The sequence below is a fragment of the Ruegeria sp. CI8 genome (assembly GCF_056536865.1).
The window spans coordinates 1,973,739-1,998,747 of record NZ_JBQFQL010000001.1 but is presented as its reverse complement, the minus strand read 5'-3'; the positions used below and the strand labels follow the sequence as shown (position 1 = coordinate 1,998,747).

The window sequence follows — 25,009 nt, the reverse complement described above, 5'->3', positions numbered from 1 at the left end:
GCAGCGCCTCATCTGCCGATGTCTTTTGGGAGAATTTTCTTGGGCAACGCTCGCAATATAGCCTTCTGGGTCGTTCTCTTCCTGTTGATCCTTGCACTGTTCAATCTGTTCAGCGGACCGGGAGGAACCCTCCAGAGCAATGAAAAAACCTATTCGGATTTCGTAAGCGCCGTCGAAGCAGGCGACGTAAAAGGCGTGACGCTGGATGGTGAGCAGATCCGTTACACAACCAGTTCCGGCGGGAATTTCGTCACGATCAAGCCCGGTGATGCCGAAGTCACCAAGCTGCTGATCGAGAAAGACATCCCCGTGCGGGCGGAAAAGCAACAGCAATCGGGTTTCCAGTCTTTCCTGATCACGCTGCTGCCGTTCCTGCTGCTGATCGGTGTCTGGGTCTATTTCATGAACCGGATGCAGGGCGGTGGCAAAGGCGGTGCCATGGGCTTTGGCAAGTCCAAGGCCAAGATGCTGACCGAAAAGCACGGCCGCGTGACCTTTGACGACGTGGCGGGCATCGACGAGGCCAAGGAAGAGTTGGAAGAGATCGTCGAATTCCTGCGCAACCCGCAGAAATTCTCGCGCCTTGGCGGCAAGATCCCGAAAGGTGCGCTGCTGGTTGGCCCTCCGGGCACCGGCAAGACGCTGCTGGCCCGTGCGATTGCAGGCGAGGCCGGCGTTCCGTTCTTCACCATTTCCGGTTCGGACTTCGTGGAAATGTTCGTGGGTGTGGGCGCGTCCCGCGTGCGCGACATGTTCGAACAGGCCAAGAAGAACGCGCCCTGCATCGTGTTCATCGACGAGATCGACGCCGTTGGCCGCCATCGTGGCGCCGGATATGGCGGGGGCAACGACGAACGCGAACAGACCCTGAACCAGCTTCTGGTCGAGATGGACGGGTTCGAGGCAAACGAGGGCGTCATCATCCTGGCTGCAACCAACCGCAAGGACGTGCTCGACCCGGCGCTGCTGCGCCCGGGCCGCTTTGACCGTCAGGTGACCGTCGGCAACCCGGACATCAAAGGTCGCGAAAAGATTCTTGGCGTTCACGCCCGCAAGACGCCTTTGGGTCCGGATGTCGATCTGCGCATCATCGCGCGCGGCACACCCGGCTTCTCGGGGGCTGACCTTGCCAACCTTGTTAACGAAGCCGCGCTGATGGCCGCACGTGTCGGTCGGCGCTTTGTCACCATGGAAGACTTCGAGAACGCCAAGGACAAGGTGATGATGGGGGCCGAGCGCCGCTCGATGGTGCTGACCCAGGACCAGAAGGAAAAGACCGCCTATCACGAGGCCGGCCATGCCGTGGTCGGCATGACCCTGCCGTTGTGCGATCCGGTCTACAAGGCCACGATCATCCCGCGCGGCGGCGCGCTGGGCATGGTGGTAAGCCTGCCTGAAATGGACCAGCTGAACTATCACAGGGACGAATGTGAGCAGAAGCTGGCCATGACCATGGCGGGCAAGGCGGCCGAGGTCATCAAATACGGTGAAGACCACGTCTCGAACGGCCCGGCCGGCGACATCATGCAGGCCAGCCAATTGGCGCGGGCCATGGTGATGCGTTGGGGCATGTCCGACAAGGTCGGCAACATCGACTATGCCGAGGCGCATGAGGGCTATCAGGGCAACACGGCCGGGTTCTCGGTTTCGGCCCATACCAAGGAACTGATCGAGGAAGAGGTCAAACGGCTGATCCAGCAGGGATATGACCGCGCCCATCAGATCCTGACCGAACACAAGGAAGAATGGGAGCGTCTGGCTCAGGGTCTGCTTGAATACGAAACTCTGACGGGTGACGAAATCAAGCGCGTCATGAATGGCGAACCGCCGAATGAGAGTGACGACGAAAGCGACAAGTCCGATCACGGCAATGCCGCGAGCGTGACGGCGATTCCCAAGACCAAGGTCAAGAAGACCCCGCCCGAGGGCGGGATGGAGCCTGAACCTTCGGCATGATACAACAGACCCGGCCCCAGAGCCGGGTCTTTTCTTTTCGGCCTTTCCATCAGGGCAGCGAGCGTTAGGCTGCAGCGAACTTTGATCCGCTGTCGAAAGGAAATGGCATGCCTGTCCTGCGTGAAACCGAATTCAAGGCCCGGGTCGTCTGGTTGGGCCACGTTCCCGCCGGGCACTCCCTGCGGGCTCAGCCGGTGCCGCAGCTCGACCTTGGGTTCCCGGGCGACATTGGCGCGCGACATGAAGGGCTCAATCGACCATCCTGCGTGCGGGTCAAGAACCTGTACCCGGAAGGCACCGAAATCCGCAACGTGCGACAGCTGACGATCCTGGCTGCCGAGGAAATGGCGGCCATTGCTTCTGACATGGGCGTGGACCGGCTGGATCCGGCCCTTTTGGGTGCAAGTATCGTTGTCGAGGGCATTCCGGATTTCACGCATGTTCCGCCCTCGTCTCGGCTGCAGGCGGATACGGGATTGACCCTGACCGTCGATATGGAGAACCGCCCTTGTGTCCTGCCCGGACGTGAAATCGAAGCAGAGTCCCCGGGGCACGGCGCCCGCTTCAAACCGGCCGCACAGGGCCGGCGCGGGGTGACCGCTTGGATCGAACGGCCGGGGCTTCTGAGGCTCGGAGACAGTCTGACCCTGTTCGTCCCCGATCAGCGCGCATGGAACCCAAAACAGACGGCGGTTTCCGATTAGATACGTCCGAACAAGTCCTACGCCGTTTCGCGGCCTGAAAATGTCGGAATCCACATCCATTCAAACCGTACACAACGGTATGGATTTGACAGCACCGACGCGCGGCGTCGGTTTTGCACGGAATTCAATCAGGGATCTTGCCCAATGAGCTACAAATCCGACATTGAAATCGCTCGCGAGGCGAACAAGAAGCCAATCCAGGAGATTGGTGCAAAAATCGGCATCTCGAGCGACGACCTGCTGCCATACGGCCATGACAAGGCCAAGGTAAGCCAGAATTTCATCAACTCGGTCCAGGACCGCGAAGATGGCAAGCTGATCCTTGTGACTGCAATCAACCCGACGCCCGCGGGCGAGGGCAAGACCACCACAACCGTCGGTTTGGGTGATGGCCTGAACCGGATCGGCAAGAATGCGATGATCTGTATCCGCGAGGCCTCGCTTGGTCCGAACTTCGGCATGAAGGGGGGGGCCGCGGGCGGTGGCTATGCGCAGGTCGTTCCGATGGAAGAGATGAACCTGCACTTCACCGGTGACTTCCACGCCATCACCTCGGCCCACTCGCTGCTGTCGGCGATGATCGACAACCACATCTATTGGGGCAACGAGCTGGAAATCGATACCCGCCGCGTCGTTTGGCGCCGGGTCGTCGACATGAACGACCGCGCCCTGCGCCAGATCACGGCCTCTTTGGGGGGCGTGTCGAACGGTTTCCCGCGTGAAGCAGGTTTCGACATTACCGTTGCGTCCGAGGTCATGGCGATCCTGTGCCTGGCCAACGACCTGAAGGATCTTGAAAAGCGCCTGGGCGACATCATCGTGGCCTACCGCCGTGACAAGACCCCGGTTTATTGCCGCGACATCAAGGCCGAAGGCGCGATGACCGTTCTTCTGAAAGACGCGATGCAGCCCAACCTGGTGCAGACGCTGGAAAACAACCCGGCCTTCGTGCATGGCGGCCCGTTTGCCAACATCGCGCATGGCTGCAACTCGGTCATTGCGACCAAGACCGCTCTGAAGGTGGCCGACTATGTCGTGACCGAGGCCGGTTTTGGGGCCGATCTTGGCGCCGAGAAGTTCATGAACATCAAATGCCGCAAGGCAGGCATTGCGCCGTCGGCCGTGGTGCTGGTTGCAACGGTTCGCGCGATGAAGATGAATGGCGGCGTGGCCAAGGCCGATCTGGGCGCGGAAAACGTCGACGCGGTAAAGTCGGGCTGTGCCAACCTGGGCCGCCACATCGAAAACGTGAAATCGTTCGGCGTGCCGGTCGTCGTCGCGATCAACCACTTCGTCACCGATACCGATGCCGAGGTTCAGGCGGTCAAGGACTATTGCGCCGAGCATGGGGTTGAGGCGGTGTTGTCGCGGCATTGGGAACTGGGCTCGGAAGGATCTGCAGCCCTGGCAAAAAAAGTCGTTGAACTGGCTGATGCCGGTACCGCGAATTTTGCGCCGATCTACCCTGACGAAATGTCCCTGTTCGAGAAGATCGAGACCATCGCCAAGCGCATCTATCGCGCTGACGAGGTGTTGGCCGATGCCAAGATCCGCAACCAGCTGAAGGAATGGGAAGCCGCCGGATACGGCAACCTGCCGGTCTGCATGGCTAAGACCCAGTATTCCTTCTCGACCGATCCGTCGCTGCGCGGCGCGCCTACCGGCCATTCGGTTCCGGTGCGCGAGGTGCGCCTGTCAGCGGGTGCCGGCTTTGTCGTGGTGGTCTGCGGCGAGATCATGACCATGCCCGGTCTGCCCCGCAAACCGGCGGCTGAGACAATCCGCCTCAACGACGAAGGGCAGATCGAGGGCTTGTTCTAAGCCGCTGAATAAGACATCTCGTGGTCCGGGGAATCCCCGGGCCATGAGGAGATTGCGATGCCCACTCTGACACTGCCGCAGGACTGTCATTCCATGCAGGAATTGCGGGTTCAGATCGACAAGCTGGACCGCCAACTGATCGAACTGTTGGCGACGCGCGCAACCTACATCGATCGCGCGTCCGAATTGAAACCGGGCGAGGGCCTGCCGGCCCGAATTCCCGAGCGTGTCGAGGATGTGGTGCAAAAGGTGCGTTCAAACTCGGTTGAGGTGGGCATGGACCCCGATCTGGCCGAAAGGCTTTGGCGCATCTTGATTGATTGGTCGATTGCGCGCGAGGAGAACGTGCTCGGCCCTGACTGAATGACCGGGCGCCCTTCGCGCCCGATCCGCTTTTTGAAAGAAGGGATCAAAGGATGGTAGCTCAAGTCATCGACGGCAAGGCCTTTGCGGCCAAGGTCCGCGCGCAAGTCGCCGATCAGGTTGCAAAACTCAAGGAAGAAAACGGAATCACCCCCGGTCTGGCAGTGGTCCTGGTCGGCGAAGATCCGGCCAGCCAGGTCTATGTCCGCTCCAAGGGCAAGATGACTGTCGAAGTGGGCATGAACTCATACGAGCACAAGCTGGATGCCGACACGTCCGAGGCAGATCTGCTGGCCTTGATCGAGAAGCTGAACAACGACCCCGCGGTGCATGGCATTCTGGTCCAGCTTCCGCTGCCCAAACATCTGAATGAGGACCTGGTGATCAACTCGATCGACCCGGCCAAGGATGTCGACGGGTTCCACATCTCGAACGTTGGTCTGTTGGGCACCGGTCAGAAATCCATGGTCCCCTGCACGCCGTTGGGCTGCCTGATGATGCTGCGCGATCATCATGGATCGTTGTCCGGGATGGATGCGGTGGTAATCGGCCGGTCGAACATCGTGGGCAAGCCGATGGCGCAATTGCTGCTGGGCGACAGCTGCACCGTGACCATCGCGCACAGCCGTACCAAAGACTTGCCCGATGTCGTCCGTCGCGCCGATATCGTCGTGGCCGCGGTGGGCCGCCCCGAGATGGTACCTGGCGACTGGATCAAGGAGGGTGCCTCCGTCATCGACGTTGGCATCAACCGGATCGAGCGTGATGGAAAAACCAAGCTGGTCGGCGACGTGGACTATGCAAGCGCGGCCGAGCGCGCAGGCGCTATTACACCGGTTCCCGGTGGTGTTGGCCCGATGACCATCGCCTGCCTGTTGGCCAACACTCTGACGGCCTGTTGCCGGTCGAACGGCCTGCCCGAGCCCGAAGGCCTGACGGCCTGACCACTGGCGGCCCTGGGGCGGAGCGTCCGCCCCGGGGCCAACGTGGGGATGAAACGACCCCCACTAGCACGCCGCAAACGTGTTTGATTGTCTGACATTTCGTGATAAGCTTGAGTTTCCAGCCGGTTACGAAGTGAATAAGTGGGCGTCTGAGGGACAAGGGCTGGGTCCCGAAAGGCTGCTCATTGATTTTGATATGTTGTCAAAACTGAGCCCATTCATTGCAGAATGCACGCCTCAGAGGGTGGTCGCCGGTATTCTGTTCGTCCCGTTGCTCGCCTATACTTTTCCACCGTTCCGAGAAATGGATCTACCCTTCTCCGTACGTCTGGCGTTCTGGGCAGGAGTGATGATTCTGGCGGTTGTGGCAACGTGGGGGTCTCGGCAGTTGGTGAAGGATCGTCTGGACCATGTCGGACTGACGGTCCGAGACGTGGCGTTTGCCTTGGTGATCCTTGTATTGTTCACGCCTGCGTTGTGGATCCTGACGTGGATCCTGTGCGCTGCCAGCGGCCACGATGCCCCCGGTTTGCTGGCGGTTGGCACCTACGGTGCGCTGTTTAGCACAGGTCTGGTTCTGGTCAGCAAAGGCGAAGCCCCGCCTGAAAATGACGAAGTCATCGAAGCACCCCAACCCCGTTTGGTGAGCCGCCTGCCGGACGGTTTTCGTGGTGATATCCTGCGGCTTGCGGTCCGGGATCACTACGTTGATGTGGTGACCACCAGCGGAACCTTTACGATCCGGTCGCGCTTTACTGACGCGATTGCTGAGATGGAGCCGATTTCCGGCCATTGTACCCACAGATCCCATTGGGTTACGGACGCGGCCATTCTGGAAATTCAAAAAAACAACGGCAAAACCTACCTGCGCCTTCGGAACGATGATCTGGTTCCCGTCAGCCGCAAATACAAACCCAAACTGGAAGAAGACGGTGTGATCTGAACCAGCTGTCGGCTAACGCGGCATCACCGTCAGCTGTGGCTGCGGGCCCGTCAGAATGGCACGGGCGTCCGGCTGCATCAACTGAGACAACGCGGTATCCGAGCTGCGCAGCCCTCCGGTATATGTCCCATAAGCCGGCATGATCACCCGACACCGGTCAAACAAAAATGCCGGGCGCGAGATCATGCGGCCCGGCGCATTGAGCCGGACCTTGGGGTGAAAATGCCCTGAAACTTCGCCTTGCGCGTCGGGTTCCGCTATATGGCGGAAGACCAGCACGTCTTGGCTCCACTCGGCCAGATGGGTGCCGCTCAGCGCGACGGGACCCGGATCATGGTTGCCCTCTATCCAGATCCACAGCCGCCCGGCCTGCAGCGCAGAAATCTCGAGCCGATCTGCATCGCTCAGCGTTTCCGAGGCTTCGAGATCATCGAAACTGTCCCCCAAGCATACCACCGTCTTGGCGCCGGTCGTGTCCAGATCGGCGGCCAGCCGGGACAGTGTCTCTCGGTTGTCATAAGGGGGAAGGGCCGGTCCGCCCCGCCGAACGATCCGAGATGACTTGCCCAAGTGCAGGTCCGAAACACAAAGAAGATCGTGCGCCGGCCACCAAAGCGCGCCCGATCCCATGGCGTGCAGCCGGGCACCCGCAAACGAAAATTCAAGGCTGTTCATGGTCCGTTCTTTGCCTGTCGGGCCGTGATTTGCAAGTCGTTTCTTCAGGCGGGTTCCAGGCCAGCGTCGCGCAACAGACGGGCGCTTTCTTCCGCCAGCAGCCGCTCTTCGGCCGCGCCCTTGACCGGAACCTTTCCCACCTCGAGCAGCAAGGGCGCCGCCAGTGGTGACACCCGGTCCAGCCGGATCAGGTCGATCCGGTCGCCGATGCGCGCGATCATAGCCTCGATCCGTCCGAAATCGACCAGCCCGCGCATGGCTTCTTCGCGGGTGATCTGCATCAGCAGGTGGTCGGGGTCGTATTTCTGCAGCGTGTCGTACAGGATGTCCGACGAAAAGGTCGCCTGCCGCCCGCTTTTGCGTTGGCCACCTGTGTTGCGCTCGATCAGCCCGGCGATGGTGGCCGAAGCGCGGAAGGTCCGTTTCATCACCGCGTTGCCCGCCAGCCAGTTGTCCAACCCGTCGCGCAGGGCCTCGATCTGGAACAGGGGGCTGGGATCGGTGACCGCGTCCAGTCCCCAGATCAGCGTGGCATAGTCGGTCGCGACAAAGCCCAGCGGGGCCAGCCCGGTTTCCTCCATCCGTTTGGTCAGCAGCAGACCCAGCGTCTGTTGTGCGTTGCGTCCGGCAAAGCCGTAGACGCACAGGTTTTCGCGGCCGTCATTGGGAAAGCTCTCGATCAACAGCCGGTCACGCCCGGGCAGCCGCGACATCCGGCGCTGCAGGTCCAGCCATTCACCCGTATGTTCGGGCAGTTGCGGCCAGCCGGGCTGTGCGAACATCCGCAGGATGCGGTCGCTCAGCTGGGTCGAAGTGGCGAACTTGGTGCCCGAGAAGGTGGCGATCTTGGGCTTTTTGTCCGCACGGCGCGTGACCTCGACAACCGTTTCGCGCAGCCCTTCATAGCGCACGATCTGACCGCCGATCAGGAAGGTGTCGCCGGGGGTCAGCGATGCGGCAAAGGCCTCTTCGACCTCGCCCAGGGGTTTGCCGCCCCGGTTGCGTTTCAGCCGGACCTTCAGGGTATCGCTGTCCTGGATCGTGCCCAGGTTCATGCGGATGCGTTGCGCCGCGCGCGGGTCACGCAGCTGCCACAACCCGTCGGGGCGCTGTTGCAGGCGCTGCCAGCGGTCATAGGCCCGCAGCGCATAGCCACCGGTTGCGCAGAACTCCAGACAGGCATCGAAGGCCGCGCGGGACAGATCGGCATAGGGACCGGCCGAGGTGACCTCGGCATAAAGGGCATCGGCATCGAACGGTCCGGCGCAGGCCGCGATCAGGATGTGTTGGCACAAAACGTCACGCGGGCCGGGGCCGCGCGGCTCGCCGTCCAGATCGTGCGCGCGCGCGGCCTCCAGCGCGGCGACGCATTCGACCACCTCGAACCTGTTGGCAGGCACCAGCAGGGCCTTGGACGGCGCGTTGTAGCGGTGGTTGGCCCGCCCGATCCGCTGGACCAGGCGCTTGACGTTTTTGGGGGCGCCGATCTGGATCACAAGGTCCACGTCGCCCCAATCGATTCCCAGATCAAGGCTGCCGGTGCAGACGATGGCGCGCAGGTCTCCACGGACCATCGCCGCCTCGACCCGTTCGCGCTGTTGCCGGTCGAGGCTGCCGTGGTGGATGCCGATGGGCAGGCCTTCGTCATTAGCCAGCCACAGGTTGTGAAAGAAGATCTCGGCCTGGGCGCGGGTGTTGTGGAAGATCAGCGTCGTCTTGTGCTGCCGGACCTGCTTCAGCACCGCCGGAATGGCATAGGCCGCGCCGCCCCCGGCCCAGGGCGGCATTTCGGCCGTTTGCAACATGGCGATATCGGGGTCGGGGCCGGGGTCGGCCAGAACGATGTCGCAAGGGTCGGGGTGGCGGGCCAGAAAGCGCGCGATTGCGTCCGGGTCCTCGACCGTCGCCGACAGGCCCACGCGCCGCAGATCGAGGCACAGGGTCTGCAGGCGCGCAAGGGCCAGCATCAACTGGTCGCCCCGCTTGCTTTCGGCCAGCGCGTGTATCTCGTCCACGATCACGCGTTGGACGCCGTGAAACATGCGTGGTGCATCTTCGTAGGACGTCAGCAGCGCCAGGCTTTCCGGAGTCGTCAGCAGGATATGCGGCGGGTCCACGCGCTGGCGTTTCTTCTGTGTGGGGGTGGTGTCGCCGGTGCGATCCTCGATCCGGATCGGCAAGCCCATCTCGTCGGCCGGGCCGCGCAGGTTGCGCTTGATGTCGGCGGCCAGCGCTTTGAGCGGCGAGACATAGATCGTATGCAGCCCCGCGTGCCGCCCCTCGGCCAGTTCGATCAGCGAGGGCAGGAACCCGGCCATCGTCTTGCCGCCGCCCGTGGGCGCGATCAACAGCGTCGCCGGGGCCCGCGCCCGGTCGATCATGGCCTGTTGATGCGGGTGGATGGACCAACCTCTGGCGGTAAACCAGGTGTCAATCCGGGCGGGAATCTGCGTCATATGCGCAGACTAGCCCGCCCGGTGACAAAGCGGAATGCGGTTTGGGCCCGTCTTACTTAACGATTTCCTCGTCCTTGACGAACATGTTCGCCCAGGCGCGGTCGATCAATTCCGGGCTCATTTGATAGGGGATGCCCTCGAATTCGCAGATCGAGATCATCTGATCGATCAGGAAGATCGGCTGATAGTTCGCATAGACATTGTTGATGGTCGGGTATTTGACCTTCAACAGATGTACCAGTGCGGCTTCGTCCAACGGAATGCCGCGCTTGCGGGCCACCATGGCGAAGATCTTCAGGAAGTTTTCCTGGTTCGGGCCGTCGATCTTGATCTTGAAGAAGATCCGGCGAAGCGCGGCCTGGTCGAAGATCTCGTTCGGGTGGAAGTTGGTCGAGAAGATGACCAGCGTGTCGAAGGGAACTTCGAACTTTTCACCCGACTGAAGGCCCAGAATGTCCTTGCCCTCTTCCAGCGGAACAATCCACCGGTTGATCAGGGCCTGCGGCGGCTCGGCCTGGCGGCCAAGGTCGTCCACGATGAAGATGCCGCCGGTCGATTTCAGCTGCAGCGGCGCCTGATAGGTGCGCGCCGTGGGGTTGTAGACAAGGTCCAGCATGCTCAGCGACAGTTCACCACCCGTGACCACAGTGGGGCGTTCACACTGGACGTACCGCGTGTCGAACCGCTTGCGGCGGCGCAGGCTGTTCGGGTCGTCAGCCTCTTGCTCGATCGCTGTGTGCACGATCGGGTCGTACACGGTGATCACCTGACCGGCATATTCGATGGCATACGGAACAAAGACGTTGTCACCCAACGCATCCCGAATTCCGTTGGAAATCGAAGACTTACCGTTGCCCGGCGGGCCGTACATCAGGATCGAGCGACCGGCGCTGACCGCAGGGCCCAGGTGGTCAAGCAGGCTGTCCGGCAGAACAAGGTGCCCCATGGCGCCGGTCAACTGATCGCGCGTGACTTGGATGTTCCGGATCGACTGTCGTTTGACCTGCTCGCGGTAGACCTCCAGCGGAACGGGCATGGCGCCAAAGTATTCGGATTGGCTCAGCGCGTCCAGCGCCCGTGCCTTGCCGGCGTCGGTCAGCTGATAGCCCATTTCGTTGCCGCTGTTGGCGTTCAATGTCCCCGTCGCCTCAAGCAGCTTCTGTTCGCGGGCGATGTCGACCAATTCCTGCGTCACCGAACTCGGCAGACAGATCGAGGCGGCGATCTCGCTCACCGTGTCCACATTCTTGCGGAAAACGGTCTTCAGAAGGATGTCCCGCATCATAACAAGCGGAAGCTGCATTTCCCCCAGACCCTTCGGGGCAGGAGGAGCCATAACGGATGAGGTCTGCATGTTCATGAGCGCGGCTCGTCTATCCAGTTGTCAATCCTTGTGTCCCGAAAGGGACCACTTGCGGAAAATCTGGCGCAGCTTTGTGGCAGGACCAAGGCGCGGGCAAGGCGCAGACATGATGGTTTACGAGCCGTTAATTGCGCCCAAAATCAAATAGATGCCAAGACTCGCACCCAAGGCCAGCCCCATGGGGAATTTCTTGCCCTGATCCCAGCTTTCCCAGTTCGGAGCGATCTGGCGCAGGCGGGAGTATTTGGCCAGCCGATGGGTGGCAAACGCGGCCAGCGTCGTGACCATCAGAATCACCATCACCAGCAAGAAATCACCAACCCATACGAACGGAGCCGCAGCCGCGCAGAACTTGGCGTCGCCCGCACCCATGGCGCCTGCGGCATTGAGAAGAATGCCAAAAAACAGCACGACCACGAGATGGAACAGCTGCCAAGCATAGACCGGCAGAGAAAACTGCAAAGGCCCGATGCTGGCCCCAACCCATTCGCCCGACCAAGGTGGCAGCACAATCAGCCCGACCACCACAAAAACCAGCGCCAGAGCTGTGACCGCATGGTTCTTGATCTTCATTTCCCGCATGTCGGTGAACGCGACATAGAAACAGATGGGCAGCACAAATGGTAGAAACCACAGGGCTGCCACTGCAGGAATTGCCATGCCTTATGCTTCCTCGAGCGCGCGGAGCGACCGAACCGCTTCGTCGAAATGCTGCGGATGGGTGGCGATGGCTTCCCGGAACAGGTTCTTGGCAGTGTTGATGTCACCGCGCTTCACGGCCGAGATGCCCATCGTGTTCAAGAGTTCCGCACGTTCGGTCTGGGACATCGGGATCACCGGCATGGAATAATTCCCCTGGGCCGAGCGGGCAAGAACCAGATTGTTCTTTGCCGTGAACAGTGAACTGTCCTGTCGGATGGCTTCGGTGAACAGGCGCTCGGCCTCGGAATATTGGCCGCGGGTCAACTTGGAATACCCCCAGTTGTTCATCACGCCGGCCGGCCGTGTGGTCAGCCCGATCGCGGTTTCATAGAACTGGTCCGCACGCTTCCAATCCTTGCTGGCGTCTGCCACCAAGGCTTCAAGCCGATAGCGTTTGAACGTCTCGTAGGTCGGGGGGATCTGGTCCAGCGCTGCCTTTGCCGCCTTCCAATCACCACTGCGGACCAACGAGTCAGCATAATCGACGCGATCCGCGTTCGTTGCACCGGACATCGCGGTCACGCGCTTCCAGGCGGCCGATGCTTCGGTGCTGCGCTTGGCGCGGGTCAGCGAAATGGCAAGGCCGCGCTGCAAATCGATCCGATCTGGATTCTTGCCGGCGGCTCCACGGAAATAGGTCACTGCCTCGTTCGGGTCAGCCGCATTGAGCATCACGTCGTTGAGGTTCGTCTCGTCAATGACGTTCACTTCCTGGAACGTACGTTCGACCTTTTCCTCTTCGGTTTCTTTTGCGCATGCAGACAGGATCAGCCCGCACACGACGACTGTCGGAATCAGGAATTGTTGGCGCATTTTTGCGTCCCTTACTGCTCTTGCCTCTGTTACTGGTTCTTCCGCAGCAGGAAAGCTCCGTTCCCTTGCTGCTCCAGCGTATATTCTTGTTCTTGTGGTGTATTATTAACAGGATTTTCCATTTTTGCGAGCGCTAAGCGAAGATTGTCGCGGATTGCGTCACTTTCGCCATTGTCCAGCGCATAGGCCCTTTGGAAGACCTGCGCGGCCTCGGCATACTCACCTTTTTCCATCAGCAGAACGCCGAGATTGTTCCACGCAACCGACCAATCCGGGTCTTCTTCGACCGCTTGTCGCAACAGGGGTTCGGCTTGTCCCAGCCGCCTGAGGCCGAGATTGGCAGTTCCGATCGAGGTCAGGATTTCCGGGGTCATTCCTTCCGTCAGGGCCGCGCGGGTGAACGATTCCATGGCCAGTTCGTATTCTCCGGCTGCCATCAATCGGTTCCCGACAGCAATTTCGTCAATCGGCCCACCTTTGGGGTCGACGCCGGGGGCAAAAGGCCCGTTCGAAAGACTTGGGTCCGTACACGAAGCCACCACGGCAAGAACCGCGGTGGCTATCATCAGGCGGTGGAGCCCGAAGCGGGCGCACCGGTTGCATGAGGGCATGGGCTTATTGGCCTCTGTTACCGAACTCCATGATGCCTTTTGCCGAGGGACCGACCAGAATGATCAGCAGCGGCGGCACCGTCAGCATCATTGTGGCAAGGGTCATTTTCGTTGGCAACTTGTTCGCGGCTTCTTCGGCGCGCATGACGCGTTTGTCGCGCATCTCGCCGGCATAAACCCGCAGGGCGTCGGCAATCGACGTACCGAATGTGGCCGATTGGATCATCACCGTCACGAAAGAGCTTACATCCTGGACACCGCAGCGCGTCCCGAAATCGCGCAGAACTTGATCCTTCTCTTTGCCGGCCTTCATCTCATAGGCGACGATCTCGAATTCCTGGGCAATATCGGGGTAGGAGGCTTTCATCTCGCCGGCCACACGCACGATCGCCTGGTCCAGAGACTGACCGGCTTCCACACAGACCAGCATCAGGTCAAGCGTGTCGGGAAAGCCCGCGGTAATGTTCTCTTTGCGCTCTTCGATCCGGCGCGTGATCCAGTATTTGGGGATGTAGTATCCAATGGCACCCGGTACCAGAACGCGGATCATCATTTGCTGACCGGTAAATTCCTGCCCGTTTGAAAACACGGTCACCAGGAGAACACCCAATACGATCCCGGTGATCCCCAACGCAAATTGCGCAAAGTGGAAGAACCGAACGGAGTCTTTCGAGCGGTAACCGGCCTGGCGCAGCTTGAGCTCCATGGCCGAGTATTCTTCTTCATCTTTCGGCTCGAGGAAGGTCGCGAACTTTTCAAGCTGTTCGTTCCGGCCCGAGTTGCGCAACTGATCCTTCTTGCCGCGTTTTTCCTTTTTGGGCGCAGCATTTGCACGCTGCAGTTTTTTCAAGGGATCTTCGGGCTGGTTCAAAAGGATCGGAATGGTCACCAGAACCATGAACAATCCCAGCACGCCGACGACGATCAGCGGGCCGAACTCGCCCAATTGATCCGTCAGCATGTCGTTGATTTGGGTCAGAAATTCCATGGTCGTGCCCTCAGACCTTGATGTTGGTGAGAATGCGCATGACGATCAGGTTCAGCGTCAGCATGATCCCCACGACAAAACAGGCGGGAATGAACCATTTGTGGTCCAGAACCGAGTCATAGTACCCGGGGTCCTTGACCAGAATGAAAACCAGGCAAAACAGTGGGAACCCCGAAAGGAACTTGCCCGACCACTGCGCCTCGGCCGTGATCGCCTTGACCCTGCGGAACAGACGGAACCGTGCACGGATCACCTTGGCAAGCCCGTCAAGGATCTCGGCCAAATTGCCGCCCGACTGCTGCTGGATGCCAACGGCGACCGCGAGAAAGCGCAAATCCTGCATGTCCAGACGTTCGGCCATGTCCTTCAACGCCTCGCCCACGTCACGGCCATAGGCGCATTCGTCGGCAATCACGCCGAATTCGGTCGCAAGCGGATCCTGCACCTCGTTCGCGACGATCTGGATCGTCGAAACGAAAGGGTTGCCGACCCGAAGTGAGCGCACCATCAGTTCCACGGCATCGGGCAACTGCTCCTCAAGCATGCCCATACGCTTCTTGGCTTTGTGATTGACCCAGGCATAGACAGCGCCGACACCGATTGCGATCGACAGAGCTGCCCGCAGGATGGTGTCGGTTCTGGTGCCGATGCTCAGGCCCATGAACGCGACCACGGACACCAGCGCCATGATCATGACCAGTTGCCGCGGGCTGAAGGCAATCGCTGCCTTCTGGGCCTTGTCGGCCAACAGCGAGTAGAGTGGAATGCTCTGCGACTTCATGTGCTGCTGCATTTCCTTGCGCAGCTGCTCCAGAACCTGTTCGCGTCCGACGCCTTTGTCGATCATGTCCAGACGACGATTGACGCGGCTGTTCAGGCTGATGGATTTGCCGAAAGCCACCAGGTAGATACCTTCGACCAGCGCCAGAACCCCGACGAAGATCGCGACATAGATGAGCGCCTCGGTTGGCAGTTGCATGCCCTGATCTCCTACATTGTCGTCGGTTCGTAAATCGATGCGGGCAGGTCATACCCCCACAGACGGAACCGTTCGGAATAGTGGCTGCGAACGCCGGTGGCCGTGAAATGACCAATGATCTTGTTGTCGGGCGTCAGGCCAACTCGTTGGAATTTAAAGATTTCCTGCATCGAGATTACGTCACCTTCCATGCCCGTGATCTCGGTGATCGAGGTCATACGGCGAGAACCATCCTGCAGACGGCTGGCCTGGACGATCAGGTTCACAGCGCTTGCGATCTGGCTGCGTACGGCCTTGATCGGCATTTCGATCCCGGCCATCGCGATCATGTTTTCAAGACGCGAGATACCGTCACGGGCCGAGTTGGCGTGGATCGTGGTCATCGAGCCGTCATGGCCAGTGTTCATGGCCTGCAGCATGTCGATCACCTCGGCGCCGCGCGTTTCGCCCACGATGATGCGGTCAGGGCGCATCCGCAGAGCGTTCTTCAGACAGTCGCGCGGGCTGACTTCGCCTTTGCCTTCCACGTTGGGCGGGCGGCTTTCCATCCGACCAACATGGGTCTGCTGCAGCTGCAGTTCCGCCGTGTCCTCGATGGTCAGAATGCGTTCTGCGTCATCGATGAAGCTGGACAGCGCGTTGAGCGTGGTCGTCTTACCCGAACCCGTACCACCAGACACGATGATGTTCAGACGAGTGGAGACGGCGGCCTGAAGATAAGCTGCCATTTCTTCGGTAAATGCGCCGAAATTGACCAGGTCGTCGATGCCAAGCTTGTCTTTCTTGAACTTCCGGATGGAAACCAGGGACCCGTCCACCGCGATCGGCGGAACCATGGCGTTGAAACGAGACCCGTCGCGCAGACGGGCGTCAACATAGGGGTTGGATTCATCGACCCGGCGACCAACGGCGGACACGATCTTGTCGATGATCCGCATCAGGTGCTTTTCGTCTTTGAACGATACGTCGCTCAGTTCGAGCTTGCCGAAGCGCTCAACAAAGATCTGATGCGGGCCGTTGACCAGAATGTCGCTGACCGAGTCGTCTTGAAGCAGTGTTTCCAGTGGACCCAGACCGGTGACTTCGTCGTACAATTCCTTGTTCAACTGGGTCCGGTCTTCGCGATTGAGAACGATGTTCTTGGCTTCCAGAACCTCGCTCGCGATCGCGCTGATTTCGGTGCGCAGTTCGGCTTCGGCTGCGTTTTCCAGAGCCGCCAGGTTCAGGTTTTCCAGAAGTTCCCGATGCAGCTCGATCTTGATTTCACTCAGCCGTTCCTTGCGCTTGCGTTCGCGGTCGTTGCCCTTGGCTTCCGCGGCGGTTTTGGCCACCGGTTTGCGGGCAATCGCGGTGGACGGCGAGGGGGCAGCTGCCGGAGCAGCCGGGGCTTCGGCGGCCTTGGGGGCTTGTGCAGGGGTCGTAACCGGCTGCGCACCTGATGGTTTCTTGTAACGTGAGAACACGGCGGTTTCTCCCCCTAATAGCCTTTGTTATGCCGCTTCAGCGCTGTTGCTGCCGAGGCTGTGCAAGGATTGCGCCAGCTTTGCGATTTCGCGGCGAAGAGGGTTCTTGCCGGCCGAGCTGGCCAAAGGCAGACCATGGTCGCCGCTTTGCATGACCGGCTTGCCGCCATCCGGCAGTTGCAGGTCGATTGAGATTCCCAGGCTTTCACCCATGCGCTTGACGCGACTTTTGCCGCTCAGGTCCGTGAACTTGGGTGCGCGGTTCAAGGCAAAGCGAAGCTTGTTGAACGGCAATTCCTCGGCTTGAAGGGCACGTTTCAGACGCAACGCGTTCTGAGCGGACCGCATATCCAGTTCGATCAGAGCAAAATAGACATGCGCGGCCTGCAAAACGGTCTCGGACCAGTGCACCAGCGTCTTCGGCATGTCGACCACGACATAGTCGTAGTGCTTGCGGGCCATGTCGATCACCCGCTGGATGTCTTCGTGCGTGAGAATATCCAGAGGCACCATGTCGGTCGGGGCCGTCAGAACATCCAGCTTTTCGTCGAATGTCTGCAGTGCCTGCCCAAACACTTCGTCATCCATGGCCACGGTGTCCGACAGCATTTCGAACACGGTTTCACGGCGGGGCAGGTCCAGATAGGTCGAGATGGTTCCGTATTGCAGATCCAGGTCGATCAGGCAGACCTTGGGTGCATCCTTTTGCGATACGGTTGCCAATTCCCAGGCCAGGTTCACGGCCAGAGTCGTTGCACCGACACCACCGGCCAAGCCCTGAACTACAAACAAAGCGCCTTCTTTCGAAGCTCCTGAGGCCAGCGGGACGGAAACCTGTTGCGGAGTCACGACAGGTTCGGGCGCATTCATGCGGTCGATCGCTTCCTGCAGTTCGTTCTCGGGAAGAGGGTAGGGGACGAATTCATCGGCACCCTTGCGCAGCAACTGATGAAGAGCGGCGGGGGTCACGTCCTCGGCAATCAGGACGACTTTGATCTTCTTTTCCTTGGCCTGGGTGATGATCTCACCCATCAAGGTCAGGTTGTCCTCGTCCTCACCGTCGATCGCGAGGGCCACGAATTGAAGTGACTCAGCTTCGGGCTGGCTGAAAAAGGCCAGAGCCTCGGCAAAGCCAAGGTCACCCCAGCGCTCGCCCAAAGCGGCTTCCATGTCCTCGATCAACAGGTCGAAGTTCTGGACATCTCGGCTGATGGTACAGGCCAGAATGCCGGTGTCGTCGTTTTGCGGCGTTGCGCTCGTCATTAACACAATCCTCGTCGTGAGAGCGCAGCAAACGTCGATACAATACCAGTCCGTGTTTCAGCTTGCTGTCGCCCTAAGCGGTCAATTCTGGCCGCAGGTCACCCAATTGTTCACAATGTTGCGTGGAAGTGGGGCAAGAATTGGGCGCAAAAAAACCAATTGTAGGGAATTGGGCGACGATGCCGCCCAATTTCTGATTATTGTTCGCTGGTGTCGCCGATGGCCGTTTCGCGGCGCAGCTGGCTCTTGAATGTCGCGCTTTCGATGTACTCGCGATAAACGAAGTCAGCATACTTGCCATCCAGGATGTTGGGATGGCGATCGACCAGACCCGACACCTCGGTAACGGTGCGGCGGTTGCGGCGATCCCGATTGGGTGTGGCCACCAGTGGCTGCGTTTTGCCATAGGAAACAACGGCTTCCAGACGCGAGCGGGAAATACCCTGTTGCGCGAAGAAGTTGACGACCGCTTGCGCGCGGCGAAGACCCAGACTGTTGTTGTAGGACTGGGATCCGACGGCGTCGGTGTGGCCGTACACGCGGAAACGTGCTTCGGGGAACTGTTTGATCCAGTTCGCCTGATACAGCAGAATCTGGCGTGCTGCCGAATCCAGCTGCGCACTGTCGAACGCAAAGTTGATCTGGGTCGGAACCTCGGCAGCGAATCGCTGCGCTAGGATCTGGCCATAGGTCAACTCGCCGTTCATGACCTGGATATTGTTCAGCGTTGCGTTGCCGAATGCGCCCTGGTCCACTTCATAGCCGGCCTCACGGGTACAGCTGGCGACAGCGACTGTAAGACCCAGTGTGATGATCCACTTCTGCATTGGTCTGTCCTCCCTATCAATCCAGGACGTAGCCGTAGGAGTTGCCAAAGTCCTGCTTGGCGACTTCCGATGCGGCTCCATTGCCAACCCGTTCCGTCCGGGCAGTTCTGCCGTTCATGAACAGGTCGAATTCGCTGGGCGGCTTCACGCGGTCGGTCGGCAGCGCCAGGGCTTCGCCACGGGTCGGGGAAACCAGATGCGCGGTGATGATGATCACCAGTTCGCTCTGCTCGCGCTGGTACTCCGCGCTGCGAAACAGTGCACCCAGAACAGGTACGTCACCCAACCACGGGATTTGGTTGCTCAGGTCGGTAAAGTCGTCCTGAATCAGGCCGGCGATCGCAAAGCTCTCACCATCTCGCAGTTCGACCGTTGTGCTGGTCTGGCGCGTAATGAAGCTGGGGACCGTGTCACCGTTGATGGTGAAGTTCGAGCTGGTGTCGATGCTGGACACCGCTGCCGCCATCTCAAGGTTGATCAGGTCACCGTCGACGACGCGCGGAACGAAGTCGATTTCGACACCGAAAGCCTTGTATTCAATGGCAACCACACCGTCATCCTGAGGAACCGGAATCGGCACTTCACCACCGGCGAGGAAGGTTGCCTCCTGCCCGGACAGTGCCGACAAGTTGGGCTCGGCCAGGCTACGGGCCAGGCCCTTAGCTTCCAGCGCTTCCAGCAGCAGCCGGACCTGGGTGGAGCCTGCCCCAAAGCCGAACAGAATCGCGCCAGTATTCGACTGAACCGCCGGGATGTTGTTGGCCAACGCGTTGCTCAGGGACAACTGGTTGTTCAGCGTGTTGATACCACCGGTCGCGTCACCGCCGGAAAAACCAAGCGAGGCGGACAGGTTCTTGGCGACCGACCGGTTCATCTCGGCAAAGCGGACCTTCAGCATGACCTGCTGTACGCCGCCGACATTCATCAGGTTCGACACACGCTCGGGCGCATAGCGCTCGGCCAGTTCCAGAGCACGTGCCAGTTTAGCTGCGCTGGAGACCGTGCCCGAGAGAACGATGCCGTCATTGGCGGTACGCACTTCGATTCGCTCATTTGGCAGAATCTGGCGCAGGCGCTCTTTGAATTCGGTCACATCGGGCGCAACGCGAACGCGGACGTTCGTGATCAGGTTTCCGGCGCCGTCAAACAGTGTCAGCGTCGTCATGCCTGGTGCCTTGCCCAAGACGTAGATTGTGCGGTCCGAAAGCGACGAGATGTCCGCAATGCCTGCATTCGCGATGCTGAGCTCTGCAAACGGCTGTTCGCTTTCAACCACGATGGCGCGGTTCATGGGCACATCCAGCGTTTCCGCCGTACCCTTTTTGACCACGCGAAGATTTTGGGCCCAGGCGGAATCGCCGACCGGGCTCAGAACTAGGGCCAACCCCAAAAGGGTCGAACCAATCAAGGAACGTATTGTCATGTGACCTGCCTCTCCGATCACCACTCTATTTTTTTGGGTCTTATGCCCTATGGTGACGAACTCTGCGCGAATTCCGGATTTATTGCAATAATCAAGGGTTTCTGGAATTTTCCTTATGTGGACAATGCGCAACAACCCAAACGAAACGAGCCGCGCATTATGCGCGGCTCGGGCATGGTAACGCTCTGAATGGGCGTCAGTTTGTGCAGGGGATCGGGGTCTCGACGATCTGGTCGCCGCGGCGAGTCCGGATGGTGCAGACCTTCTCGGCCTCTTTCTTCGGCGCGGGGGCTGCTTCTTCGATTCCCAACAGTTTGCGTTGGTCAACCTCGATCGCACTTGCGACGGTTTCATCCTGAACCCCGACCAACGCCAGAGACAGGCGTCCGGTGTTTTGCGCCTGCGCCAGGGCCGCGATCTGTTCCGGGGTGGCGGCGACGGTGACGGTCCGGGCAATGGTTGTGCCGGTGACATCCGATCCCGCCGTCTGATCGACGGCGATCAACTCGATATTGGTCTGGATCAAGCGGGTGATTTCCCCGTTTGCCCCTTCGACCGCGCTGCGCAGCGATCCGGTCCAGTACACATCAACAACGTCGCCGGGGCGAAGAAAGCCCGAAACGCCCGAGGCAACATCAACACTGATGGCGAACGCGCGCATACCTTTTTCGAGGCGCGAGGTCAGGCCGGCCAGCTCACCCGGACGGGTGATCTTGACCTCCATGATGGCCTCGTCCTTTTCCATGGTGCGCAGAACAAAGCGTTCATTGTTGCCGGTTTCCGGGAACAGGGCCGTCATATCGGTGAACGACCCCTCCGGAACAGCATTCTCAGGCCATTCCACGACGCGCACATCTTCCTGGGTCAAACGCTCACCGTATTTCAGAGGACGCTCAGAGACGATCACGCCGACGGTCGGAACGACGTCGACCTTGGCGTTGGCAAGGGCCTCTTCGGCCATCTGCCGTTCACGCGCCAGGGCGTTCTGATACTCGGCAATATAGTTGCGGGCCATATAGACCGCACCGCCAGCCAAGGCGACCCCGACGATCAGGACAAGACCAAATACAGCTCGCATGCGTATACCTCTTTATTGCTCTGGCCGGACCTGTATCGGTCCGGGCAGGACATTGAAACAGCATATTTCCTAAATCGGAATTGTGTCGAAATGTGGGACAAATGGATATTTTTCGTTGTTTTATTGGCACAGAACGTTGCGAACGAGCATCTCGTGACGTGGCGTCTGCTGTATCCCAGCATGGGTTGTGCGGTGCGGAGAAGGCAGGGGGCAAACGCGAACAACCGCGCCCGGCTGGCGCGGTTGTCATGTGGCCGGTTGGCCAAGTTCCCGAAAATCAGTTGCCGCCGGATCCGTTCGATCCACCGGTGATGATCCCGCCAACGGCCGTGTTGCTGTCGCCGGTGCTGATGCTGATCGCCGAGTCGGAAAGGGCCGCCTCAACATCGTCGGCCAAGCCCTCGGTCCCGCCTTGGATCAAAGCGTAGGCAATCGCTGCCAGGCCGGTGACGGCTGCGGTCAGTACCACCCAGTCGACGGTGATCGCACCGCTATCATCTTTTTTGAAGTTCCTGATGAACTTGATCATTTCGCGTCCCTCCTGACAGAGTGATTCCGCCCAGTTCCGGTTTCTGATGGCGACCAGAATTCTCGCGGGCACCTAAAAACTAATTATCAAAGACTTAAACGCGTCGCCGTGGCGGAATTTAGGCCAAACGTGGGCCATGCTTGGCCCGGCGCCCGAAATCCGATGCGCAGCGTCTGTCTTGCTTCAAAGGAAAAGGCCGCGCCCTCAGGCGCGGCCTTGTATCCCGATTGGGATGAAGTCAGCTTAGTTGCTGCCGGCGGTGGTGATACCACCAGCTGCCGAGTTCGAACCGGTGCTGATCGTTGCGCTGGTCAGGGCGCTGGAAACGTCGGTTGCCAGGCCGGTCGCGCCGCCTTCGATCTGCTGGTAAGCAACGGCTGCCAGGCCAACAACGGCTGCGGTCAGAACGACCCAGTCAACAGTTACGGCGCCGTCTTCGTCTTTGCGGAAGTTCTTGATGAACTTGATCATGTTACGTCCCTCCTAAAGGATCAAAAAGTCAATAAAACCTCGGGGTCTTTCAGAGCTTCATCTCTCAGTCGGCTCATGACCGTCTCGGTATGGCACTATGTTTGCCCCTCGTGCGTGGCAGGAATTGGGCCAAACAACGAATTTTTTGCCTCAGGCTTAACTTTTTGGTCACTAATCTGGTAATCTATTGAAATAAATAATAAAAAATTTCCCACACCAACCCGCTGTGCTGTTTCGGCGGTGCAAAATTGCGCCAAATGAGGCAAAACCGCCCCAATTCGCTTTGTTTTTCTGGCCTTGCGGGAAGATTCGCGTATCAAATCAACTCAAAAGAACAGATGAGGCAGGCAGAAATGATTTTCCGGGACGCACTGACATGCGCCGGCGTTTTGGCGTTGCTGGTTGCCGTGGCGGCTCCGGCACCTGCTGCGGATATCGAGCCACGCGGCGTTTACAAACGGATCAAGGCTCCCAAAGCGGGGGAACGCCCGCGAGTGACGGTTCAGATCAGTCCGCAAGAACACGCATCAGCACCTTCAGCGCCCAGCACGGGCCCCGATTTGGTCGTGCCCGATATCATAGCCCGGACCAAAGTCCCTCCGGCGGCCTTTCCGGACATAATGAAGAAAAAGACCCCTGAGGGCGCGTACAAGGCGTTCTGGGAAAAGGTATCGCCGGATATGACCCGAGCCGGCCCCGGCCGCCTTGACGAAGCCCTGCAGGCTTTGGCGGCGACCCAGATTTCATCTCCGCGGCTGCAGAACCTTCAGAAGATCGTCGAGCAGCGCGGGGTCGATATTCTCCGTACGACCGTAGGAACAAAAGTGTCGCCAGCGCTGGTCCTTGCGGTCATGTCCGTTGAATCAGGCGGTCGCCCCACTGCCGTCAGCTCCGCCGGAGCACAGGGTTTGATGCAACTGATGCCTGCCACAGCCAAGCGGTTCGGCGTGACCGACAGCATGTTGCCGGAACAGAATATCGCCGGCGGCGTGAAGTACCTCGATTGGCTGATGGGTGAGTTCAACGACGACCCGATTCTCGTCCTGGCGGGATACAACGCCGGTGAAGGCGCGGTGCGAAAGCACAATGGCGTCCCGCCTTATGCTGAAACGCGCGACTATGTCCCCAAAGTTCTAGCCGCCTTCCAGGTGGCCCGAGCGTTGTGTGCCACTCCTCCGATGCTGATTTCCGACGGGTGCGTCTTTCAGTCCATGAATTGAAAAAGGCCCGCCGATTGGCGGGCCTTTCGGTTTCTCTGTTTGCTCAGAAATCAGCTGACGATGGTCGCCTCGGTCGCCGCGCGCATCTCTTCTTCGCTGACGCCATCGGCCAGTTCGACGATCTTCAGGCCGCCTTCGACCACGTCCAGCACGCCCAGGTTGGTGATGATGCGGTCAACCACGCCCTTGCCGGTCAGCGGCAGGGTGCATTCCTTCAGCACCTTGCTGTCGCCGTGCTTGTTGGTGTGGTCCATCACCACGATGACCCGTCCGACGCCGGCCACCAGGTCCATCGCGCCGCCCATGCCCTTGACCAGCTTGCCCGGAATCATCCAGTTGGCCAGATCGCCTTTCTCGTCGACCTCCATCGCGCCAAGGATCGCCGCCGCGATCTTGCCGCCGCGGATCATGGCAAAGGACGTGGCGCTGTCGAAATAGGCGGTGCGGGGCAGTTCGGTGATGGTCTGCTTGCCGGCGTTGATCAGGTCGGGGTCCTCTTCGCCCTCATAGGGGAAGGGGCCCATGCCCAGCATGCCGTTTTCCGATTGCAGGGTGATGTCCTTGTCGCCCACATAGTTCGCCACCAGCGTCGGAATCCCGATGCCGAGGTTCACATACATGCCGTCTTCCAGTTCCTCGGCCGCACGCGCGGCCATCTGATTGCGGTCCCAGGGCATTACGCTTCCTCCTTCTTGCGGGTGGTGCGCTGTTCGATGCGCTTCTCGTGCTGACCTTGAATGACCCGGTGCACATAGATGCCGGGCAGGTGGATGCAGTCGGGGTCCAGCGAACCGCGCGGCACGATCTCTTCGACCTCGGCCACACAGATCTTACCGCAGGTCGCGGCCGGCACGTTGAAGTTGCGGGCGGTCTTGCGGAACACCAGGTTGCCGGTGTCGTCGGCCTTCCATGCCTTGACGATGGCCAGATCGGCAAAGATCCCTTCCTCGAGGATGTAGGTCTCGCCGTTGAACTCCTTGTGCTCCTTGCCCTCGGCGATCACGGTGCCGACGCCGGTCTTGGTGTAGAAGCCCGGGATGCCCGCGCCGCCGGCGCGCATGCGCTCGGCCAGGGTGCCTTGCGGGGTGAATTCCAGCTCAAGCTCGCCCGACAGGTACTGACGCATGAACTCGGCGTTCTCGCCGACATACGAGCTGATCATCTTCTTGACCTGCCGCGTCTGCAGCAGGATGCCGATGCCGAAGTCGTCGACGCCTGCGTTGTTCGAGGCAAAGGTCAGATCCTTCACGCCAGATTCCTTGATCGCCCGCAGCAGCAATTCGGGAATGCCGCACAGGCCGAACCCGCCGGCCGCGATCAGCATGCCATCCCGAAGTATCCCATCGAGGGCCTCGGTGGCATTGGCATAGACTTTCTTCATGGAAAACTCCCCCAATGACATGGTGATGGGCAGGTT

The 25,009-nt window shown here is 59.9% G+C and carries 24 protein-coding genes; 7 read left to right on the top strand and 17 right to left on the bottom strand.

All coding sequences use genetic code 11. From position 1 onward, the window contains the following. Positions 1-39: 39 nt before the first annotated feature. The 6 genes from ftsH to ACR0DA_RS09870 all read left to right on the top strand — a co-directional run bounded on the left by ftsH (position 40) and on the right by ACR0DA_RS09870 (position 6,731). Complete coding sequence (gene ftsH / locus ACR0DA_RS09895; protein ID WP_093962771.1) at positions 40-1,956, top strand: ATP-dependent zinc metalloprotease FtsH; 1,917 nt, start codon at positions 40-42, stop codon at positions 1,954-1,956. Between the two features lie 107 nt (positions 1,957-2,063). After that, the gene (locus ACR0DA_RS09890; RefSeq protein ID WP_480753784.1) at positions 2,064-2,660 is read left to right on the top strand and encodes an MOSC domain-containing protein; all 597 of its coding nucleotides are present in this window, start codon (positions 2,064-2,066) and stop codon (positions 2,658-2,660) included. A 144-nt stretch (positions 2,661-2,804) separates the two neighbouring features. Then, positions 2,805-4,481 (top strand): formate--tetrahydrofolate ligase, encoded by a 1,677-nt coding sequence (locus ACR0DA_RS09885; RefSeq protein WP_480753783.1) that lies wholly within the window; start codon positions 2,805-2,807, stop codon positions 4,479-4,481. Between the two features lie 57 nt (positions 4,482-4,538). After that, positions 4,539-4,844, top strand: coding sequence for a chorismate mutase (locus ACR0DA_RS09880; RefSeq protein WP_170435317.1), 306 nt, complete (start codon positions 4,539-4,541; stop codon positions 4,842-4,844). A gap of 53 nt (positions 4,845-4,897) precedes the next feature. Continuing rightward, entirely contained in the window at positions 4,898-5,788 is an 891-nt protein-coding gene (folD, locus tag ACR0DA_RS09875; RefSeq protein WP_480753781.1) for a bifunctional methylenetetrahydrofolate dehydrogenase/methenyltetrahydrofolate cyclohydrolase FolD, read from the top strand. Between the two features lie 79 nt (positions 5,789-5,867). After that, entirely contained in the window at positions 5,868-6,731 is an 864-nt protein-coding gene (locus ACR0DA_RS09870) for a LytTR family DNA-binding domain-containing protein (protein ID WP_480695134.1), read from the top strand. A gap of 12 nt (positions 6,732-6,743) precedes the next feature. On the opposite strand, the gene pdeM is transcribed toward ACR0DA_RS09870, so the two are convergent. The 15 genes from pdeM to ACR0DA_RS09795 form a co-directional block, all read right to left on the bottom strand. Further along, positions 6,744-7,406, bottom strand: coding sequence for a ligase-associated DNA damage response endonuclease PdeM (gene pdeM / locus ACR0DA_RS09865; protein WP_170435313.1), 663 nt, complete (start codon positions 7,404-7,406; stop codon positions 6,744-6,746). A gap of 44 nt (positions 7,407-7,450) precedes the next feature. Continuing rightward, a complete protein-coding gene (locus ACR0DA_RS09860; protein ID WP_480753780.1) occupies positions 7,451-9,862 on the bottom strand; it encodes a ligase-associated DNA damage response DEXH box helicase in 2,412 nt (803 codons plus the stop codon). Between the two features lie 52 nt (positions 9,863-9,914). Further along, on the bottom strand, positions 9,915-11,222 hold the full coding sequence (locus tag ACR0DA_RS09855) for a P-loop NTPase family protein (RefSeq protein ID WP_093962764.1): 1,308 nt from the start codon (positions 11,220-11,222) through the stop codon (positions 9,915-9,917). A gap of 117 nt (positions 11,223-11,339) precedes the next feature. After that, positions 11,340-11,885, bottom strand: coding sequence for a prepilin peptidase (locus ACR0DA_RS09850; RefSeq protein WP_170368829.1), 546 nt, complete (start codon positions 11,883-11,885; stop codon positions 11,340-11,342). A gap of 3 nt (positions 11,886-11,888) precedes the next feature. After that, on the bottom strand, positions 11,889-12,740 hold the full coding sequence (locus tag ACR0DA_RS09845) for a tetratricopeptide repeat protein (RefSeq protein ID WP_170358176.1): 852 nt from the start codon (positions 12,738-12,740) through the stop codon (positions 11,889-11,891). 29 nt (positions 12,741-12,769) lie between these two features. Then, on the bottom strand, positions 12,770-13,306 hold the full coding sequence (locus ACR0DA_RS09840) for a tetratricopeptide repeat protein (protein ID WP_244952369.1): 537 nt from the start codon (positions 13,304-13,306) through the stop codon (positions 12,770-12,772). Between the two features lie 49 nt (positions 13,307-13,355). Further along, the gene (locus ACR0DA_RS09835; RefSeq protein WP_170337908.1) at positions 13,356-14,339 is read right to left on the bottom strand and encodes a type II secretion system F family protein; all 984 of its coding nucleotides are present in this window, start codon (positions 14,337-14,339) and stop codon (positions 13,356-13,358) included. Between the two features lie 10 nt (positions 14,340-14,349). Further along, positions 14,350-15,318 carry a type II secretion system F family protein gene (locus ACR0DA_RS09830; protein ID WP_170337910.1) on the bottom strand — a complete coding sequence of 323 codons (969 nt, stop codon included), beginning with the start codon at positions 15,316-15,318 and terminating at the stop codon, positions 14,350-14,352. A gap of 11 nt (positions 15,319-15,329) precedes the next feature. Next, positions 15,330-16,781: a TadA family conjugal transfer-associated ATPase gene (locus ACR0DA_RS09825; RefSeq protein WP_170337913.1), complete on the bottom strand. Its 1,452-nt coding sequence runs from the start codon at positions 16,779-16,781 to the stop codon at positions 15,330-15,332. A gap of 27 nt (positions 16,782-16,808) precedes the next feature. Then, positions 16,809-18,044, bottom strand: coding sequence for a CpaE/TadZ family protein (locus tag ACR0DA_RS09820; protein ID WP_093962757.1), 1,236 nt, complete (start codon positions 18,042-18,044; stop codon positions 16,809-16,811). A gap of 197 nt (positions 18,045-18,241) precedes the next feature. Next, positions 18,242-18,871: an OmpA family protein gene (locus ACR0DA_RS09815; RefSeq protein ID WP_093962756.1), complete on the bottom strand. Its 630-nt coding sequence runs from the start codon at positions 18,869-18,871 to the stop codon at positions 18,242-18,244. 16 nt (positions 18,872-18,887) lie between these two features. Next, positions 18,888-20,294, bottom strand: a complete 1,407-nt coding sequence (locus tag ACR0DA_RS09810; protein WP_093963039.1) for a type II and III secretion system protein family protein — start codon at positions 20,292-20,294, stop codon at positions 18,888-18,890. A 196-nt stretch (positions 20,295-20,490) separates the two neighbouring features. Next, a complete protein-coding gene (gene cpaB, locus ACR0DA_RS09805) occupies positions 20,491-21,372 on the bottom strand; it encodes a Flp pilus assembly protein CpaB (protein WP_093962755.1) in 882 nt (293 codons plus the stop codon). A 277-nt stretch (positions 21,373-21,649) separates the two neighbouring features. Continuing rightward, positions 21,650-21,901, bottom strand: a complete 252-nt coding sequence (locus ACR0DA_RS09800; RefSeq protein ID WP_170337531.1) for a hypothetical protein — start codon at positions 21,899-21,901, stop codon at positions 21,650-21,652. A gap of 243 nt (positions 21,902-22,144) precedes the next feature. Then, positions 22,145-22,372, bottom strand: coding sequence for a Flp family type IVb pilin (locus ACR0DA_RS09795; RefSeq protein ID WP_093962753.1), 228 nt, complete (start codon positions 22,370-22,372; stop codon positions 22,145-22,147). 338 nt (positions 22,373-22,710) lie between these two features. Between ACR0DA_RS09795 and ACR0DA_RS09790 the strand changes: the two genes are divergently transcribed. Beyond that, the gene (locus ACR0DA_RS09790; protein WP_254430689.1) at positions 22,711-23,592 is read left to right on the top strand and encodes a lytic transglycosylase domain-containing protein; all 882 of its coding nucleotides are present in this window, start codon (positions 22,711-22,713) and stop codon (positions 23,590-23,592) included. 50 nt (positions 23,593-23,642) lie between these two features. On the opposite strand, the gene ACR0DA_RS09785 is transcribed toward ACR0DA_RS09790, so the two are convergent. Both ACR0DA_RS09785 and ACR0DA_RS09780 read right to left on the bottom strand, forming a co-directional pair. Next, the gene (locus tag ACR0DA_RS09785) at positions 23,643-24,269 is read right to left on the bottom strand and encodes a CoA transferase subunit B (RefSeq protein WP_170337532.1); all 627 of its coding nucleotides are present in this window, start codon (positions 24,267-24,269) and stop codon (positions 23,643-23,645) included. Beyond that, positions 24,269-24,973, bottom strand: a complete 705-nt coding sequence (locus tag ACR0DA_RS09780) for a CoA transferase subunit A (RefSeq protein ID WP_170368825.1) — start codon at positions 24,971-24,973, stop codon at positions 24,269-24,271. Before ACR0DA_RS09780 ends, ACR0DA_RS09785 begins: the two co-directional genes overlap by 1 nt. Between the last annotated feature and the right edge of the window lie 36 nt (positions 24,974-25,009).